The sequence below is a fragment of the Caldanaerobacter sp. genome (assembly GCF_049701115.1).
Classification (GTDB): domain Bacteria; phylum Bacillota; class Thermoanaerobacteria; order Thermoanaerobacterales; family Thermoanaerobacteraceae; genus Thermoanaerobacter.
The window spans coordinates 1-16,396 of the sequence record NZ_JBNATX010000022.1; the positions used below are offsets into that span (position 1 = coordinate 1).

Annotated in this window: 14 protein-coding genes; 9 read left to right on the plus strand and 5 right to left on the minus strand. The window is 35.9% G+C overall.

Annotated features, from left to right (window positions below; translation table 11 throughout):
* Window positions 1–90: 90 nt before the first annotated feature.
* Window positions 91–1,425 carry a type I glutamate--ammonia ligase gene (gene glnA / locus ACPLVE_RS07430; RefSeq protein WP_424610937.1) on the minus strand — a complete coding sequence of 445 codons (1,335 nt, stop codon included), beginning with the start codon at window positions 1,423–1,425 and terminating at the stop codon, window positions 91–93.
* 231 nt (window positions 1,426–1,656) lie between these two features.
* Here glnA and ACPLVE_RS07435 point away from each other — a divergent pair, with 231 nt between their 5' ends.
* From ACPLVE_RS07435 to dapD, 7 genes are all read left to right on the plus strand, one after another.
* Complete coding sequence (locus ACPLVE_RS07435; RefSeq protein ID WP_424610938.1) at window positions 1,657–3,405, plus strand: ABC transporter ATP-binding protein; 1,749 nt, start codon at window positions 1,657–1,659, stop codon at window positions 3,403–3,405.
* Window positions 3,406–3,415: 10 nt separating this feature from the next.
* Window positions 3,416–5,221, plus strand: a complete 1,806-nt coding sequence (locus tag ACPLVE_RS07440) for an ABC transporter ATP-binding protein (RefSeq protein WP_424610939.1) — start codon at window positions 3,416–3,418, stop codon at window positions 5,219–5,221.
* A gap of 44 nt (window positions 5,222–5,265) precedes the next feature.
* The gene (locus tag ACPLVE_RS07445) at window positions 5,266–6,069 is read left to right on the plus strand and encodes a hypothetical protein (protein ID WP_424610940.1); all 804 of its coding nucleotides are present in this window, start codon (window positions 5,266–5,268) and stop codon (window positions 6,067–6,069) included.
* Window positions 6,070–6,214: 145 nt separating this feature from the next.
* Window positions 6,215–7,207, plus strand: coding sequence for an aspartate-semialdehyde dehydrogenase (locus tag ACPLVE_RS07450; protein WP_424610941.1), 993 nt, complete (start codon window positions 6,215–6,217; stop codon window positions 7,205–7,207).
* A gap of 14 nt (window positions 7,208–7,221) precedes the next feature.
* The gene (dapA, locus tag ACPLVE_RS07455) at window positions 7,222–8,115 is read left to right on the plus strand and encodes a 4-hydroxy-tetrahydrodipicolinate synthase (protein WP_424610942.1); all 894 of its coding nucleotides are present in this window, start codon (window positions 7,222–7,224) and stop codon (window positions 8,113–8,115) included.
* On the plus strand, window positions 8,115–8,867 hold the full coding sequence (gene dapB, locus ACPLVE_RS07460; RefSeq protein WP_424610943.1) for a 4-hydroxy-tetrahydrodipicolinate reductase: 753 nt from the start codon (window positions 8,115–8,117) through the stop codon (window positions 8,865–8,867). Before dapA ends, dapB begins: the two co-directional genes overlap by 1 nt.
* Window positions 8,864–9,589: a 2,3,4,5-tetrahydropyridine-2,6-dicarboxylate N-acetyltransferase gene (dapD, locus tag ACPLVE_RS07465; protein WP_424610944.1), complete on the plus strand. Its 726-nt coding sequence runs from the start codon at window positions 8,864–8,866 to the stop codon at window positions 9,587–9,589. The genes dapB and dapD overlap by 4 nt, the downstream gene beginning before the upstream one ends.
* A gap of 36 nt (window positions 9,590–9,625) precedes the next feature.
* Here the strand turns inward: dapD and ACPLVE_RS07470 are convergent, their stop codons facing one another.
* From ACPLVE_RS07470 to ACPLVE_RS07480, 3 genes are all read right to left on the minus strand, one after another.
* Window positions 9,626–10,276 carry a single-stranded DNA-binding protein gene (locus ACPLVE_RS07470; RefSeq protein ID WP_424610945.1) on the minus strand — a complete coding sequence of 217 codons (651 nt, stop codon included), beginning with the start codon at window positions 10,274–10,276 and terminating at the stop codon, window positions 9,626–9,628.
* Window positions 10,277–10,326: 50 nt separating this feature from the next.
* Complete coding sequence (locus ACPLVE_RS07475) at window positions 10,327–10,854, minus strand: Mur ligase (protein WP_424610946.1); 528 nt, start codon at window positions 10,852–10,854, stop codon at window positions 10,327–10,329.
* 84 nt (window positions 10,855–10,938) lie between these two features.
* Window positions 10,939–11,532, minus strand: a complete 594-nt coding sequence (locus tag ACPLVE_RS07480) for a cell wall hydrolase (protein WP_424610947.1) — start codon at window positions 11,530–11,532, stop codon at window positions 10,939–10,941.
* Window positions 11,533–11,837: 305 nt separating this feature from the next.
* On the opposite strand from ACPLVE_RS07480, the gene ACPLVE_RS07485 reads away from it, so the two are divergent.
* A complete protein-coding gene (locus ACPLVE_RS07485) occupies window positions 11,838–12,962 on the plus strand; it encodes a YibE/F family protein (protein ID WP_424610948.1) in 1,125 nt (374 codons plus the stop codon).
* Here ACPLVE_RS07485 and ACPLVE_RS07490 read toward each other — a convergent pair.
* The gene (locus ACPLVE_RS07490; protein WP_424610949.1) at window positions 12,952–14,256 is read right to left on the minus strand and encodes a sigma 54-interacting transcriptional regulator; all 1,305 of its coding nucleotides are present in this window, start codon (window positions 14,254–14,256) and stop codon (window positions 12,952–12,954) included. The genes ACPLVE_RS07485 and ACPLVE_RS07490 overlap by 11 nt on opposite strands.
* 337 nt (window positions 14,257–14,593) lie before the next feature.
* On the opposite strand from ACPLVE_RS07490, the gene ACPLVE_RS07495 reads away from it, so the two are divergent.
* Window positions 14,594–16,279, plus strand: coding sequence for a S8 family serine peptidase (locus tag ACPLVE_RS07495; protein ID WP_424610950.1), 1,686 nt, complete (start codon window positions 14,594–14,596; stop codon window positions 16,277–16,279).
* Window positions 16,280–16,396: the final 117 nt, after the last annotated feature.

Here is a 16,396-nt window from a genome sequence, read left to right on the forward strand (position 1 = left end):
TTGACAACAAGTCGCATTTACACACAAAATGCCACTTCTTTATTTTGTCAACAAAAAGCGAGTGTTTTTAAGACACTCGCTTCTTACTTTTTAAAAAGTAGAAAGGTATTTCATGAGTTCCCACTGTGTAACATAAATCTTGTATTCATCCCACTCTGCTCTTTTAGCTTCCATGAATTTTGTGTACACATGATTTCCGAGAGCTCTTTTTATCACATCATCCTTTTCCAGTTCCCCCAGAGCTTCCTCTAGAGAACCCGGTAATTTTTCTATCCCTGAACTTTTCAGTTCTTCCTCACTCATGTGGTATACATTTCCATTAACAGGAGGGGGCGGTACAATACCGTTTTTAATGCCGTCAAGTCCCGCAGCCAACGCCACAGATAAAGCAAGATAAGGGTTACTGCTGGGATCTGGACTTCTTAATTCTATTCTTGTAGCCTCTCCTCTTTTAGCAGGTATTCGTATAAGAGGGCTTCTGTTTCTTAAAGACCAAGCTATGTTTACAGGTGCCTCATATCCGGAGACAAGTCTTTTATACGAATTGACAGTGGGATTCGTAATAGCCGTCATCCCTTTAGCATGTTTCATTAAACCGCCTATAAAATTATAGCATTCTTTACTCAATCCCAATGGATCCTTAGGGTCGTAGAAAACATTTCTACCATCTTTCGTAAGCGACATGTTCATGTGCATCCCCGAACCTGCAATTCCAAAAACAGGTTTGGGCATGAAGGTGGCGTGCAATCCATGCTTTTGAGCTATTATTCTGACTACCATTTTAAAAGTCATTACATTGTCAGCGGTAGTGAGAGCATCGTCATATTTAAAATCTATTTCGTGCTGTCCAGGTCCTACTTCATGGTGAGAAGCTTCTATCTCAAAACCTAATTCTTTTAAAGTTGCAACCATTTCTTTTCTTGCATTTTCTCCTAAATCTACCGGAGCCATGTCAAAATATCCAGCTTCATCCTGTGTAATAGTGGTAAGGTTTCCTTTTTCATCCGTCAAAAATAAATAAAATTCACATTCGGGACCCACTTTAAATTCATACCCCATTTTTCTGGCTTCTTCAAGATTCCTCTTCAGAACATACCTCGGATCTCCTTCGAAAGGTGTACCATCGTATTTATATATGTCACATATAAGCCGTGCCTCAACTCCAGACTCCTTTTTCCATGGGAAAATAACAAAGGTATCAGGATCCGGATTAAGGTACATATCTGACTCTTCTATTCTAACGAAGCCATCTATGGAAGAACCATCAAACATTATCTCGTTGTTCAAAGCCTTTTCTAGCTCTTCCACAGGAATAGACACATTCTTCATGACCCCAAAAATGTCGGTAAACTGAAGATGCACATACTCCACTTTGTGTTCTTTTGCGAGTTTCAATACATCCTCTTTGCTATATTTTTTCCCCATACTCTTCCTCCTCAAAAATAAAATTAAGGGTGAAGTTACCAAAGGCTCCCCACCCCTTTAACTGCCCTTTCCATCCCTCAATATCTTATTCAATTTTAACCAATATTTATTATATCACTTTTTCTTCCTATTGCAATATAGTTTTAATAAATTTTTTGAAATTTTAAAGGTTTACGTTATAATATTATTATACCTTGAGAGATAGAAAAGACCACCAAGGGGGAAATTATTATGAAAAGCTTCGCCACTATCATTCCTTTTATAAAAAGGCATAAGTGGGATTATTTTATTGGAATCATTTTCTTATTAGGAGTAGACTTGCTTCAAATGATAATCCCTCGTCTGCTTGGCAGTGTAACCGATTTATTTAAAAGTAAAGACCTTACACCAAAAATATTGCTAAATTACTCTTTATGGATAATAGGTATATCTTTACTAATTTTTGCCTTTAGATTTATATGGCGAATTAAGATAATGGGAATGTCAAGGCTTTTAGAAAAGGAATTAAGAGAAGACCTTTTTTATAAGCTTCTGACTCTATCCCCTCAATATTACCACGAACACAAAACGGGCGACCTAATGGCTCATGCTACCAATGATATAAATGCCGTAAGAATGGCAGCAGGACCCGGGATTATTATGTCGATTGACGCTTCTTTTTTAAGCATTACTATAGTTTTGATAATGGTTTTAACTATTGATATAAAATTGACTGTGTTTGCCTTACTTCCACTACCAATTTTAGCCCTTGTAGTCAATAAATTTGGAAGAATAATCCACGCAAGATTTACAAAAGTTCAAGAAGCCTTCGCATCCTTGACCGACAAGGTACAAGAAAGTATTTCAGGAATAAGAGTAATAAAGGCATTTGTTCAAGAAAAAGAAGAAATAGAAAATTTTCGTCAAGAAAATTTAAAAAACTTCATGGCTAACATGAACATGATAAAGGTCTGGGGCCTTTTTGATCCTATGGTGCAGTTCCTTGCCGCCTTAAGTTTCACAATTGCTCTTTTGTACGGCGGTCTTCAAGTAATAAAGGGAACAATTTCTTTAGGAGACTTTGTAGCTTTTACCGCCTATCTCGGTATGCTTATATGGCCTATGATGGCTTTCGGATGGGTTATAAACATCTTTCAGAGAGGATCTGCTTCAATGGAAAGAGTGAATGTCATATTGAGTGAATCACCAGAGATAACCGACAAATATGCTGACCCAAATATAACTACAATAGAGGGAAACATAGAAATAAAAAACCTGACCTTTTCATATAAAAAAGACCTTCCACCTGTTTTAAAAAACATAAACCTGAAAATCCCCAAAGGCAAAACTCTTGCTATAATTGGTAAAACAGGTAGTGGGAAAAGCACACTTGTAAACTTAATAGCAAGGCTATATACGGTTCCTTGTGACACAATTTTTATAGACGGTCACGACATAAATGAAATCCCCTTAAAAATCTTGAGGGAAAATATTGGCTTTGTTCCCCAAGACAATTTTATCTTTTCTGACACAATAGCTAACAATATAGCCTTTACAAAAGAAGAACCCCTGGAGAAAATACAGAAATTTGCCGAAATTGCTGATATCCATAAGGATATAATAGAATTTCCTCAGCAATATGAAACTGTGGTAGGCGAAAGAGGTGTTACACTTTCAGGAGGTCAAAAGCAAAGAATAGCAATTGCACGAGCTCTTATAAAAGAACCTAAAATTTTAATATTAGACGATAGCCTCTCTGCTGTAGATACTAATACAGAAGAAAAGATACTGCAAAACTTAAAAGAGTTTATGAAAAACAGAACCACTATAATAGTCTCTCATAGAATTTCTACCATAAAAAACGCGGATGAAATTATAGTACTGGATGAGGGTGAAATAGTAGAAAGAGGCACTCACGAAGACCTCTTGAGTTTAAAGGGTTTATACTATAGCATATATGAAAAACAACAGCTAGAAGAAGCCATAGAAAAAGAAAGCTGAGGTGATACAAATGGAATACCAACAAGAAGAAATAATGGCAAAACCTTTTGACTGGAAAATAATGAAACGACTTTTGACTTACGCAAAACCTTATTGGTTTTACATAATGATAGGCGCCATAGCAATTTTGCTGGTAACTGCTTCAAACCTTTTACGACCTTACCTAGTACAGCAAGCCATAGATAACTACATAAACAACCCTCACATTCCTAAGAATGAAGCAATTCAAGGTGTAATAAGAATAGGCAGTATTTACATAGCCATAATAACGGCGGCCTTTTTAATAAATTACGGTCAGGTCTATCTCATCCAGTACACAGGTCAGAAAATAATATTTAATCTACGACAGCAAATTTTTGAACATCTTCAAAGGCTTTCTTTATCATTTTTTGACAGAAATCCGGTAGGACGTTTAGTAACACGCGTAACCAACGACACTGACACTTTAAATGAAATGTACACCAGTGTAATAACAAACCTGTTCAACGACCTCTTTATAATTGCAGGGATTATCATTGCAATGTTAAGTTACAATGTAAGGCTGGCATTCATCACTTTATCTACCACTCCTTTGATACTGACGGGTATGTATATATACAGAAGACTTGTCTCACAAGCATACCGACTTGTTAGGATAAGACTCGCTCGAATAAATGCTTTCCTCTCAGAACACATAAGCGGCATGAAGATAGTTCAGCTATTCGTGGTAGAAAGCAAAAAAATGGACGAATTTAGGAAAATAAATAAGCAATATTATGAAGCAAATATGAAACAGCTCACCATATTTGCCATTTTCCGTCCCTCAATGGACGTCATTTATTCTCTCACTTTGGCCCTTTTAATATGGTATGGTGGTAAAGACATAATAGCAGGAAAAATAGAATTCGGTGTGCTTTACGCTTTTGTAAATTACCTTCAACAGCTTTTTCAACCCATCTTTGACATATCTGAAAAATACGATATACTTCAGTCAGCAATGGCTTCTGCAGAAAGAATATTTATTCTCTTGGATACCAAAGAAGAAGTCAAAGACCCTGAAAACCCTGTACCTCTTGGAGATATAAAGGGACGGATTGAGTTTAAAAATGTATGGTTTTCCTATAACGGAAAGGACTGGGTATTAAAAGACGTCTCTTTTGAAGTCAATCCAGGAGAAACAGTGGCCTTTGTAGGTGCTACAGGTGCAGGTAAAACCTCTATAATAAACCTTTTGTGCAGATTTTACGACATTCAAAAAGGAGAAATATTAATTGACGGAATTGACATAAGAAAAGTAAGGCAGCAAGACTTGAGAAAACACATCGGCATAGTCCTTCAGGATGTATTCCTGTTTACAGGCGATATAAAATCAAATATAAGGCTTAATAACAAAAACATAACCGATAATGATATATATAGGGTAGCAAAATATGTAAATGCTCATCAATTCATAAAAAAACTCCCTGAAGGATATAATTCCAAAGTTACGGAAAGAGGTTCTACTCTTTCGGCTGGTCAAAGACAGCTTTTAGCTTTTGCAAGAGCACTGGCGTTCAACCCTAAAATCCTGGTTTTGGATGAAGCAACTGCTAACATAGACACAGAGACAGAAAAACTGATACAAGACGCTCTTTTAAAATTGACAAAAGGGCGCACTACGCTTGTCATCGCCCATAGGCTTTCCACAATACAGCACGCCGACAAAATAATAGTCCTTCACAAAGGCCGCATAAGAGAAATAGGAACTCATCAGGAACTCCTCAAGAAAAAAGGCCTTTATTACACACTTTACATGTTGCAATACAAAGACCAGCTTAAAGAAAATAAAATAAGTTAGCATACTTCTTCAAAGGGAGGGCATACTATTTCTGAGGTGGTGATATGGTAAAATTTCCGAAGTGGATAGTTGCCCTCCTCATATTAGGAATAATGTTTAACACAACAGGATGCAAAAAACAAGAAAAAATCCAAAAAAAGCCTTCAACTTCAACAGAATCGCAGGTTCCAAAAGAACTTACAAAAATAGAAAAAGATATTGAAAAAATAATAGATGAAGCAAAAAAGATAAAAACGGTTTATAAAACTCCGGAAAAGTCCCAATCTGATGAAAAAACTAAAAGTAAGAAGGAAGAAAAGCAGAAACCTTCTCAAAATGAAATAAAATGGCAACAAATAGAAAAAAACTTAAAAGATATACATAACGATTGGAATTCCCTTTCTACCCTAGCCATGAAAAAAGGCACAAAGCTAAACCTCATTAACAGTATGAGCGCGGCCATAAACGATCTCACACTAGTAATAGAAAAAAAGTCTAAGACAGATGTTTTAATATATGCTAATGGCGTATATAAATATATACCTGAATTTGAAAAACTTTTTTCAGATGAAACTCTAACTTCTGAACTAAAAAAGCTCAAGTTCTACTGCCGGGATATCGAATTTAAAAGTGAAACTGAAAAATGGGATGAAATTTCCAAAGACATAGTAGATGTAAATTCCATCTGGGAAACATTAAAGCCAAGGTTGCCCAAAAATGCGAAAGCTTCTGCCGACAAACTTGAAGGCAGCATTGCAGAACTTCAAAAAGCAGTAAAACTCCACAATAAGCTTCTTACAAAGATAAAAGCAGAAGTGATGCTTAACACTTTAAAATCTCTCGAAAAAGTCTCAAAGCCTAAAGAGTGAAAAGTGTACACTTTTTAGGCTTTTTTATCTCGTGTAATCCTTATTTTATTGACTTCATATAATGGTAGTGATATATTTTAAGTAAGTCATTTACTTTAATACAGTATAAAATTAAAAAGCCCAAAATAGAGGGGGATTAAAAATTATGAAAAAAGTTAATGTAGCAATTGTCGGAGCTACCGGCATGGTTGGGAGAACTTTTCTAAAGATTATGGAAGAAAGAAATTTCCCTGTAAATGAACTCTACTTATTTGCCTCCTCGAAATCTGCCGGTGAAAAACTCTATTTTAAAAACAGGGAATATGTAGTTGAAGAACTTACTGAAGAAAGCTTTAAAAAAGACATACAAATAGCCTTATTCTCAGCGGGAGCCACTATAAGCAAACAATTTGCGCCGATAGCTGCATCTCGAGGAATAATAGTCATAGATAATTCCAGTGCATGGCGCATGGACGAAAACGTGCCTTTAGTAGTACCAGAAGTAAATCCAGAAGACATCCATTGGCATAAAGGAATAATAGCGAATCCAAACTGCTCTACTATACAGATGGTCGTTCCTTTAAAACCCCTTCATGACAGGTACAGGATAAAGCGCATTGTCGTATCTACTTATCAAGCAGTATCAGGAGCAGGCAAAAAAGGGATAGATGACCTGGAAAGAACACAAAGAGGAGAACCTCCTCAGGTATTTCCACATCCAATAGCAAATAACTGCATTCCTCACATTGACTCATTCACTCCAGGTGGATATACAAAAGAGGAACTCAAGATGATAAACGAAACGAAGAAAATAATGAAAGATGACTCCATAAAAGTCTCTCCAACTACAGTAAGAGTACCTGTGGTAAATTCCCACAGCGAATCTGTAAATATAGAATTTGCTCGGCCATACGAAATGAAAGACCTGATAGAAACTTTGAAAAACGCACCTGGAGTCGTAGTGATGGACGATCCTGAAAATAATTTATATCCTCTTGCCACTCTTGCTACAGGAAAAGACGAGGTATTTGTGGGTAGAATAAGAAGGGATGAAACAGTTTACAGCGGTTTAAACATGTGGATAGTAGCAGACAACATAAGAAAAGGTGCGGCAACTAATGCCGTGCAGATTGCTGAACTTGTAATCAAAAATATGTGAAAGGAGAAGTGAGTATGCCTGTATTTAAAGGTTCTTGCGTAGCTATTGTCACTCCTTTTACTGAAAATGGAGTAAATTTTGATAAGCTAGGCGAATTAATCGAATGGCACATAAAAGAAGGAACAGATGCAATCCTCATATGTGGAACCACTGGAGAAGCTTCTACAATGACTGATGAGGAACAAAAGGAAGCCATAAAATTCACTGTAGAAAAAGTTGCAAAAAGGATACCGGTCATTGCAGGAACCGGCTCTAACAACACTGCTCATGCAATTGAACTCAGCGAATACGCACAATCAGTAGGAGCAGATGCCCTTTTAGTAATAACTCCCTATTATAATAAAACAACACAAAAAGGATTGGTAGCTCACTTTACTGAAATAGCCCGTCACGTAGATATTCCTATTATAATTTATAACGTGCCCAGCAGGACATCTTTGAATATGCTACCCGAAACCTATTTAGAAGTCAGGAAAAAAGCAGAAAATGTAGTAGGAGTAAAAGAAGCAAGCGGAGATATATCTCAGATTGCTGAAATCGCCCGCATAATGGGTAAATCTTTTGAAATATACTCAGGAAACGATGACCAGGTAATACCAATCATGTCTTTAGGAGGCCTTGGAGTAATTTCTGTGACAGCAAACATAATTCCCGCTAAAATTCATGAAATGACAGTAGCCTACCTCAATGGAGATATTGAAAAAGCAAGAGATATGCAGTTAGAACTGAACCCTTTAAACAAAGCTCTTTTTATAGAAACCAATCCAATACCCGTGAAAACTGCTATGAACCTGATGGGTTTTGGAGTAGGCCCTCTGCGCTTGCCTCTTGTTGAAATGAGCGAGAAAAATCTTGAATATCTAAAATCGGTTTTAAGGCAGTATGGCCTTTTAAAGGAGGAAAATTAATGATACGATTGATAATTCATGGCTGCAACGGAAAAATGGGCAAAGTAGTAGCAAAATTGGCCAAAGAAAATCCTGAATTTGAAGTAGTAGCAGGGGTAGATAAAAACACTTCCCCACTTGATTTCCCTGTATATTCAGACTTAAAAGATGTGAAAGAAGAAGCAGATGTTATAATAGATTTTTCTTATCATGAAGCTGTTCCAAATCTAGTAAGAGAAGCTGCAAAAAGAAAAATTCCTGTAGTTATTGCAACTACAGGGCTCAGCGAAGAAGAATTAAAAGAAGTAGAAAAAGCTTCAAAAGAAATCCCAATTTTCAGGTCTGCCAATATGTCTTTCGGAATAAACGTGCTTATAAGTCTTGTAAAAGAAGCTGCAAAAGTTTTAGAGGGTTTTGATATAGAAATAGTAGAAAAACATCACAACCTTAAAAAAGATGCCCCAAGCGGTACAGCCCTTATGATTGCAGATTCAATAAATCAGGTATTACCCGAAAAGAGAGAGTACGTATATGGAAGGTACACAAAAACAGAACCAAGAAAATCAAATGAAATAGGAATACACGCAGTAAGAGGAGGAACAATAGTCGGAGACCATGATGTAATCTTTGCTGGCCCCAATGAAGTAATAACAATCTCACATTCTGCCCAATCAAGAGAAGTCTTTGCCCATGGAGCCTTAAAAGCCGCTAAATTCTTAATAGGTCAAAACCCAGGATTATATACAATGGAAGACCTTGTAAAGAAAGGATGATAAACTTGAGCACAAATGACAACCTGACAAACGCTTATGAAATCGCAAGGTATATAAAAGAAGCAAAAAAATCAACCCCCGTAAAGGCATATGTGCAGGGAAACATCCATGCAGAAGAAACGGAAGAATTAAAAATATTTGGTTGCGAAGAATTTAAAATACTCATTGGAGAACTAGAAATTATAGAAAAAATCATAGAACAAAACAAGGATAGGATAAAATATTACCATTTAGAATACGATAGAAGAAACTCAGCAATACCACTTCTTGACATAACCCATTTAGATGCAAGGATAGAACCAGGAGCAATAATAAGGGACAAGGTCAAGATAGGCAAAAACGCTGTTATAATGATGGGAGCAGTTATAAATATCGGAGCAGAAATTGGCGAAAACTCCATGATAGATATGAACGCTGTAATAGGCGCAAGGGGCATTATAGGAAAAAACGTCCACGTCGGTGCAGGAGCCGTTATAGCAGGAGTCTTAGAACCTCCAAGTAGTGTACCTGTTGTAATTGAAGATAATGTAATGATTGGGGCAAACGCTGTGATACTGGAGGGCGTAAGAGTGGGTCAAGGAGCCGTCGTTGCAGCAGGCTCGGTAGTAATTGAAGATGTACCCCCTAACACAGTAGTGGCGGGTGTTCCTGCAAAAATAGTCAAAGTAGTCGATGAAAAGACCAAAGAAAAAACTAAATTAATGGAAGATTTGAGAGGTTAAAACAAAAACACCCGAGCCTTCGGGTGTTTTATTCTATCATTCTGTTTTTTGCAATTCCTTTTCTACTATCTCCATACGAGTTATAGATACTTCATAAGCAATTTTTGTTACTACTTCATCTCCCAATTTTTTTTGATATTCTCTACTCTGTACCCTCCCCCATAATCTTATTCGGTCTCCGACCTCTAGTTTTTCAGAAAATCTAGCATTTCTACCCCAAGCAATTACGGGTATGTAATCAGATTTATTATAAGGCCTGTTTACAGCTATCAACAAATCCGTTATTTCTCTGCCCAAAGGTGTAGTCCTGTAGACGGGTTTTTTACATATAAATCCGTCCAAAAAAATTTCATTAGGATTCTTTACAACTTCTTCTTCAGGAACAAAAGATATGTCACGAGCAAATACAGTGAGAATAAGTTTGTTTTTACCCTCTTCTGGAGATTTTCTGTTATATGACCTTAGCTGTCCTTCGATTCTTACTCTCATCCCAACTTCCAAATCCATTCCTTCAAATAGACGGTTGGATATGGTTATAGGAAGATAATCTTTTGTTTCGCTCAACCTTGGCACTTCTAAAATAAAATTAAAAAACTTTTCTCCGTAAAGTTCATGGCTAAACTCAAGGGGTGTAAAAACCTTTCCAACCAATGTAACAGTATTGTTCTCTAAAAAATTACCTGCCATCCGTTCACTCTCCCCTTCCCCTTATGTGTCCTTTTAAAAATATATTAACCCTACACCCCGATTATGACAGGCGATTCAAAAAATTTTTCTCTTTCCTTAAACAAAGTCAACAATGTAACCGCAAACAATGAGTTATATATATTATACTGTTCCGACGTTTTTATTTCAACAGGTATTTCCATAGGCTCAATTAACTGGCCTTTTAAATTGTTAAACGCTCTCTGCACACAGTAATTGAACCTATAACCCTGCTCCTCATAAACAATAGACGAAGCAGTAACTGTACACCTGGGGTTTAAACCCACCGTAATTAAAGTAAAATTGATATCCATATCAAAAAGCAAATTTACATCTTTTACATCCCCATTAGCTATTATAACACTTGGAGAAAAATTATTGATATAATTTTTTAATGAATTCATAAGTTTCTTATCAAAAATATCATAAATCACCAGCACATCACAGTATAGGTTGTAATTTATCTCTTCCACTGAAATACCTAGATCACGAAAAAAAACTTCTAAAAACTCTTTTAAAGGAAGGGCACTTTTACTACCAAATACAAAAATCCTTTTCACGAAAATTCACCCCTTTTACGCTTCTATCCCTTATTTTCCTACAAAATTGAATAATTTATTAAAAAGCGAGATAGGAAATTACTCCTATCTCGCAAACCAGTGATGTCCTATTACCGTGGTGACAGGCCTTGTCCATATCCACCATGAAGTAGAAGTCTCTGGATTAAAGAAATAAAGAGCTCCTCCGGTTGGATCCCAACCTGCTAAAGCAGCGTCAGCCGCTTTAAAAGCTTCCATGTCAGGTTCATGGTTAAAAAATTCTCCATTTAACACTGATTCAAAGGCATATGGCTGATAAATAACTCCTGCTACCGTGTCAGGGAAAATCCCACTTCTCATTCTGTTTAGTATCACCGCTCCAACGGCTACTTTTCCTTCAAAACTTTCTCCTCTAGCCTCAGCGTATATCATCTTTGCTATTAAATATCTGTCCACCAAGTAATTATAATAGGCGCTGTCATCTTTTATAGGAACTACAAGCTTTTCCCCTGGATATATTAAATTATCCCATTTATTATTTGCCTGCCTTACGCTGTCTAAATCGCTTCCATACCATGTTGCAATCAAATAGAGGGAATCTCCCCTTGATACCACGTGTACTTTCGTATAAGCATAAGCCTGAGAAACTACACCAAAGACCATTGCAAAGACAAGTATCAATGCCATGACCTTTTTCATATCTTTTCCTCCTTTCTATTGTCGTTTTTCAACAACAGAGGAGTCAAACCCTTTTCCTATTATATTACCCTATCCTTACAAGCTCAACTTGCGTATATGGCCGTTATTCACTTTTATATCTCTTCTGTGCTTTTTATGATATATTATTGAGATATATTCTCAAATATACTCCTGTATACTCTTTTATTCTTATATTCCATAAATGTAAAAATTTTACCTAAACCTTCATTGACACCTTTTTAAAAAAAGTGCTATAATATTTTCGTAATTTATTTAAATTTATTCAAGAAAGCGGGGTCCAAAGCTTGATTAAAGCATTGAAGTACATATCGACTCTTCTTATGCTTATCTTACTACTAACTTCTACCGCCTATGCAAAACAAGATATGGACACAGCTATAGTATTAGAAGCAAGCCAGGTAAAAGAAAAAACTCAAGCATCTGAGGGAACACCTCTGGCATATCAAACTGTAAAACTAAAAATAACTAGTGGAAAATACAAAGGTCAAGTTTTTACTATTGAGAATAATCTCACGGGAAACCTGGCTTTTGACATAATAGTGAAAAAAGGAGATAAGGTTTTCGTATATATAGAACCCCAAAAAGATGGTCATCTTGATGTCTTCATTTTAGATTACTACAGGCAGGATTACGTGCTTTACCTAACACTGCTTTTTGCTGCATCTTTAATTTTAGTAGGGCGCCAAAAAGGTATAAAAGCTATAATAACTCTCGCATTCACATTTTTCATAATAATTAAAATATTACTCCCTGCTATTCTTTTAGGATATAATCCTATACCTATAGCTGTCTTGGTTTCTATAGTAATTACCGTTCTTACTATGTTTATAATAGCAGGAATAAACAGTAAAAGCATTTCGGCTATAATAGGTACTACAAGCGGAGTTATACTAGCAGGCTTTATAGCTTACTTTATAGGGAGCAAAATCCGTCTTACCGGTCTTTCCAGTGATGAAGCTGCGATGCTCCTTTACATACCTCAACAGATAACTTTCGATTTTAAAAGCCTTTTGTTTGCAGGAATAATCTTAGGAGCCTTAGGAGCCGTAATGGACGTAGGAATATCTATAGCTTCTGCAGTTGAAGAAATAAGCAGAGCAAACGAAAATCTCACTACAGGGCAACTCTTTTCCGCAGGAATGAATGTTGGAAGAGACATAATGGGAACCATGGCAAGCACTTTAATTCTAGCTTATTCTGGAAGCGCAATTCCTCTCCTTCTCTTGTTTATGGCTTACCAAACTTCATTGAAAGAGATAATAAATTTGGACATCATAGCCACAGAGATAGTTCGTTCACTGGCCGCAAGCACAGGATTGGTCGCTGCCATTCCTCTCACTGCTCTCGCTGCAGCAATTTTAGTAAAAAAAAGCAAAAAACAAAGTGAACATACTGTTGTCAGAAAATAAAAAGTTCAAAATTATCCAAAAACTCTTCTACTGTATTAAAGATTTTCTCTCTAATAGTTTTTTCTCCCATGCCTTTTTCTTTAAGTTCATGATACTTTGAAGCTATAAACTCATACAAGTCGTATCTATCAATACTTTTCTCCTCTAAGGGAGTTATGATAAAAAATTCATCAATTCTCCCTGTAAAGCTCTCTTTCTTTTGATATTTAGCAGGTAACAAATTCATATCCAATTTTAAAAACTTTCGGTTCATCTGAAAATTGATTAAAAACGCTTTAGAACACATAAGTTGCAAAAGAGATTTTAACTCTCCTATATTGCCTTCGTACTTAAAAGAAGAAAGTAAGTAGACGAGGTAGTAAGGAACAATAATTGGACTGCCTAATCTTTTTGATTCTTCTTTTATAAGATATAAAATTATTTTCAGTTTTTCTTCTAAAGGTCTTTCATCAAAGGAAGGAAGTTGAATTATAACAGGTATTCTTCTTATAAAGGTCTTCAATAGTATTGAATCTATTTTTTCTGTAGTAGCTGCAATGATCATTATATTTGCTTTCCTTTCTTCAGTATCTCCCAACCTTTTGTAAATTCCCTTATCCATCAAATAAAAAAGCATTTCTTGTCCTTCTGGGGGCAACCGATGGACCTCATCCAAAAATAGAATTCCATTATCTGCCTTTTCTACTAAACCTATCTTTTCATTATAGGCTCCAGTATAAGCACCTTTTACATGACCAAAAAGGTGAGAAAGAAGAAGCTGTGGATTATGGTAATAATCCGCACAGTTTAAAACCTCAAAGGCTCCTCTTAATCCCTTTCGCTGAGCAAATTTATACATACTTTCTGCCAAATACGTTTTTCCTGAACCAGCAGGACCGATAACAAGAGTATGCAACCCATGAGGAGGATATATCACTGCAGCTTTTGCCTGCTCTATTTGCTCCTTTAAACTTCCATCATATCCAACTATATTGCTAAAATCAGCTTCTTTAACATATGTTTCACTAATCCTCTCTAATTCATTTAGGCTAATTTCATATTGAACTTCTCTGCCAAAAGCACGAATAAAGGTCTCTCTTTCAACATAATAAACTGGCTTGGAAATTATTTTGATAACCTTTTCTTCCCTAACAAGCTCATTTAAAATAGATGATACGTTAGCTCGCGCAATATCGAGAATTTCCCCTATCTCAGCTGTAGTAATGCCTCCAATCTTATGAAGAAAGAAATCTCTCAAATTAAAATTTTTACTTTTTTCAATTACGAGTCGGTACACCCTATCTTTATTGCTCATACTTCTCACCATTTTCTAGATATTCCTCTTTAATTATATTATTTAGATACAAACCGAGCTTTTCCTCCATTATCATAAAAAGTTTTTTTCAACAAAATTCGTCAAAATTTTTATGGATAATAACAAATCAAAAAACACTAGAGTTAAATGTATAAAAATCTGTATATAAAAAATATACAATTTGAAAATCTCCCTCAACTTTACCATATACAATAATATGGCATAAAAATTGCTTTTCTGTTTTATAGAAATATTTTCGAGGAGGTGGGAAATTGTAAATAAAGATTTTTCAAAAATTAAAAAACAACTTTATCTCAATTTTAAGGAGGCATGTGAAATGAAAAGAAGCTATCTAGTAAAATTTTTACTTTCACTAATATTGATTATAAGCTTAATTTCTCTGACCGACATAGCAACACAAGCCCAACCTAATCAAATAAACACTGTCGTAGAACCTTCTTCTAAAATTTATCCAAACTTACCTCAAAAAACATCTATCCAGGATATTAATAAAAACAAAATTTTTGACAACTTAGAACAAAGACTAATTAGTGCACCAGACAAAGAAGAATTTCCTGTAATAATAACTTTTAACAAACCCATAACCGACCAGGACCTTTTAAATATCACAAAAAACATCGGAGGATTTAATATAAAACACAAATATAAAATTATTCCTTCCATTGCCACCAATCTAACCAAAGGTCAAATCAATCTACTGTCCAAATTAGAAATAGTAAAGCAAATTGAGTATGATGAGCCTGTATACGCTACTTTAGATACCGCAACAAAGTGGTTTGGAATCACAAAAGCACGGAGTGATTTTGGAGTCACAGGGAAAAATATAACAATAGCAATTATTGACACAGGTATAGACGGAAATCACGTTGACCTCTCAGGTGGAAAAATAATAGGATGGAAAGACTTTATCAACAACAAAACTACACCATACGACGACAATGGCCACGGAACTCACGTAGCAAGTATTGCTGCAGGCACAGGTGCTGGAAACAGTCTTTACAAAGGCGTTGCTCCTGATGCTTTGTTGGTAGGAATAAAAGTTTTAGATGCAAATGGAAGCGGCAGCATGAGCACTGTAACTGCAGGAATTGACTGGGCTGTTCAAAATAAAGATGTATACGGAATCAAAGTTATAAATTTAAGCCTCGGCACTTCTACAAGTTCTGATGGAACTGACTCTACCTCATTAGCAGTGAATAGAGCAGTAGATAGCGGTATTGTAGTAGTTGTAGCAGCAGGAAACTCTGGCCCTGCAAAATACACCATAGGGTCCCCTGGTGCTGCGGAAAAAGCCATAACAGTCGCAGCAATGGCAGATGTAGGTGAACTTGGCTTTAACCTCGCAAGCTTTTCCAGCCGCGGTCCTACTGCTGACGGAAGAATAAAACCTGACATTGCTGCCCCAGGATATAATATAACTGCCGCAAAGGCGAATTCTGTAAATGGATATGTAACATACAGCGGTACAAGCATGGCAACACCTTTTGTAGCAGGAACTGTTGCTCTTATGCTTAACGCTAATCCAAATCTCACTCCAAATGATGCAAAAAATATAATAATGTCTACTGCAAAAAGCTGGGGACCTCCAAGCAAAAACGTTGACTATGGTGCAGGAAGATTGGATGGCTATGAAGCTATAAGGGTAGCAGGTAATTTTAGAGGAAATAATATTGATGTACCAAATCATTATTATATTTCAGGTTATCTGCCCGGTTCTCGTTACAGTGATATTTGGACTTTTAACGCAATAAATACAAGTTATCCAATCTCAATAACATTAATAATTCCTGACTGGGCAAATTACAATCCCGATTTTGATATATACCTCTATGATCCAAGCGGCACACTTATCAAAAGCTCTACAGGGACTCAAAGGCAAGAAACAATAACAATACTTCCTTCAAAAACTGGTACTTATTATATCAAAGTTTATTCATATAGAGGTAGTGGCAATTATTTCTTTGATTTAAGCGCTGGAGGTAGTGAACCTGTAAAATATTAAAAAACCAAAAACTTAGATCTGCCAAGAGAAAATTTCCTCTTGGCAGTTTTTTATGCTTTTTTATGCTTTTAATAAATTTGTACGTATAGTGTTATAATTGAATTGTTATGGTTTAAT

Excerpts from the sequence above, each read along its gene's own strand:
- glnA (WP_424610937.1), bottom strand. The coding sequence starts at position 1,425 with ATGGGGAAAAAATATAGCAAAGAGGATGTATTGAAACTCGCAAAAGAA.
- ACPLVE_RS07435 (WP_424610938.1), top strand. The coding sequence starts at position 1,657 with ATGAAAAGCTTCGCCACTATCATTCCTTTTATAAAAAGGCATAAGTGG.
- ACPLVE_RS07440 (WP_424610939.1), top strand. The coding sequence starts at position 3,416 with ATGGAATACCAACAAGAAGAAATAATGGCAAAACCTTTTGACTGGAAA.
- ACPLVE_RS07445 (WP_424610940.1), top strand. The coding sequence starts at position 5,266 with ATGGTAAAATTTCCGAAGTGGATAGTTGCCCTCCTCATATTAGGAATA.
- ACPLVE_RS07450 (WP_424610941.1), top strand. The coding sequence starts at position 6,215 with ATGAAAAAAGTTAATGTAGCAATTGTCGGAGCTACCGGCATGGTTGGG.
- dapA (WP_424610942.1), top strand. The coding sequence starts at position 7,222 with ATGCCTGTATTTAAAGGTTCTTGCGTAGCTATTGTCACTCCTTTTACT.
- dapB (WP_424610943.1), top strand. The coding sequence starts at position 8,115 with ATGATACGATTGATAATTCATGGCTGCAACGGAAAAATGGGCAAAGTA.
- dapD (WP_424610944.1), top strand. The coding sequence starts at position 8,864 with ATGATAAACTTGAGCACAAATGACAACCTGACAAACGCTTATGAAATC.
- ACPLVE_RS07470 (WP_424610945.1), bottom strand. The coding sequence starts at position 10,276 with ATGGCAGGTAATTTTTTAGAGAACAATACTGTTACATTGGTTGGAAAG.
- ACPLVE_RS07480 (WP_424610947.1), bottom strand. The coding sequence starts at position 11,532 with ATGAAAAAGGTCATGGCATTGATACTTGTCTTTGCAATGGTCTTTGGT.
- ACPLVE_RS07490 (WP_424610949.1), bottom strand. The coding sequence starts at position 14,256 with ATGAGCAATAAAGATAGGGTGTACCGACTCGTAATTGAAAAAAGTAAA.
- ACPLVE_RS07495 (WP_424610950.1), top strand. The coding sequence starts at position 14,594 with ATGAAAAGAAGCTATCTAGTAAAATTTTTACTTTCACTAATATTGATT.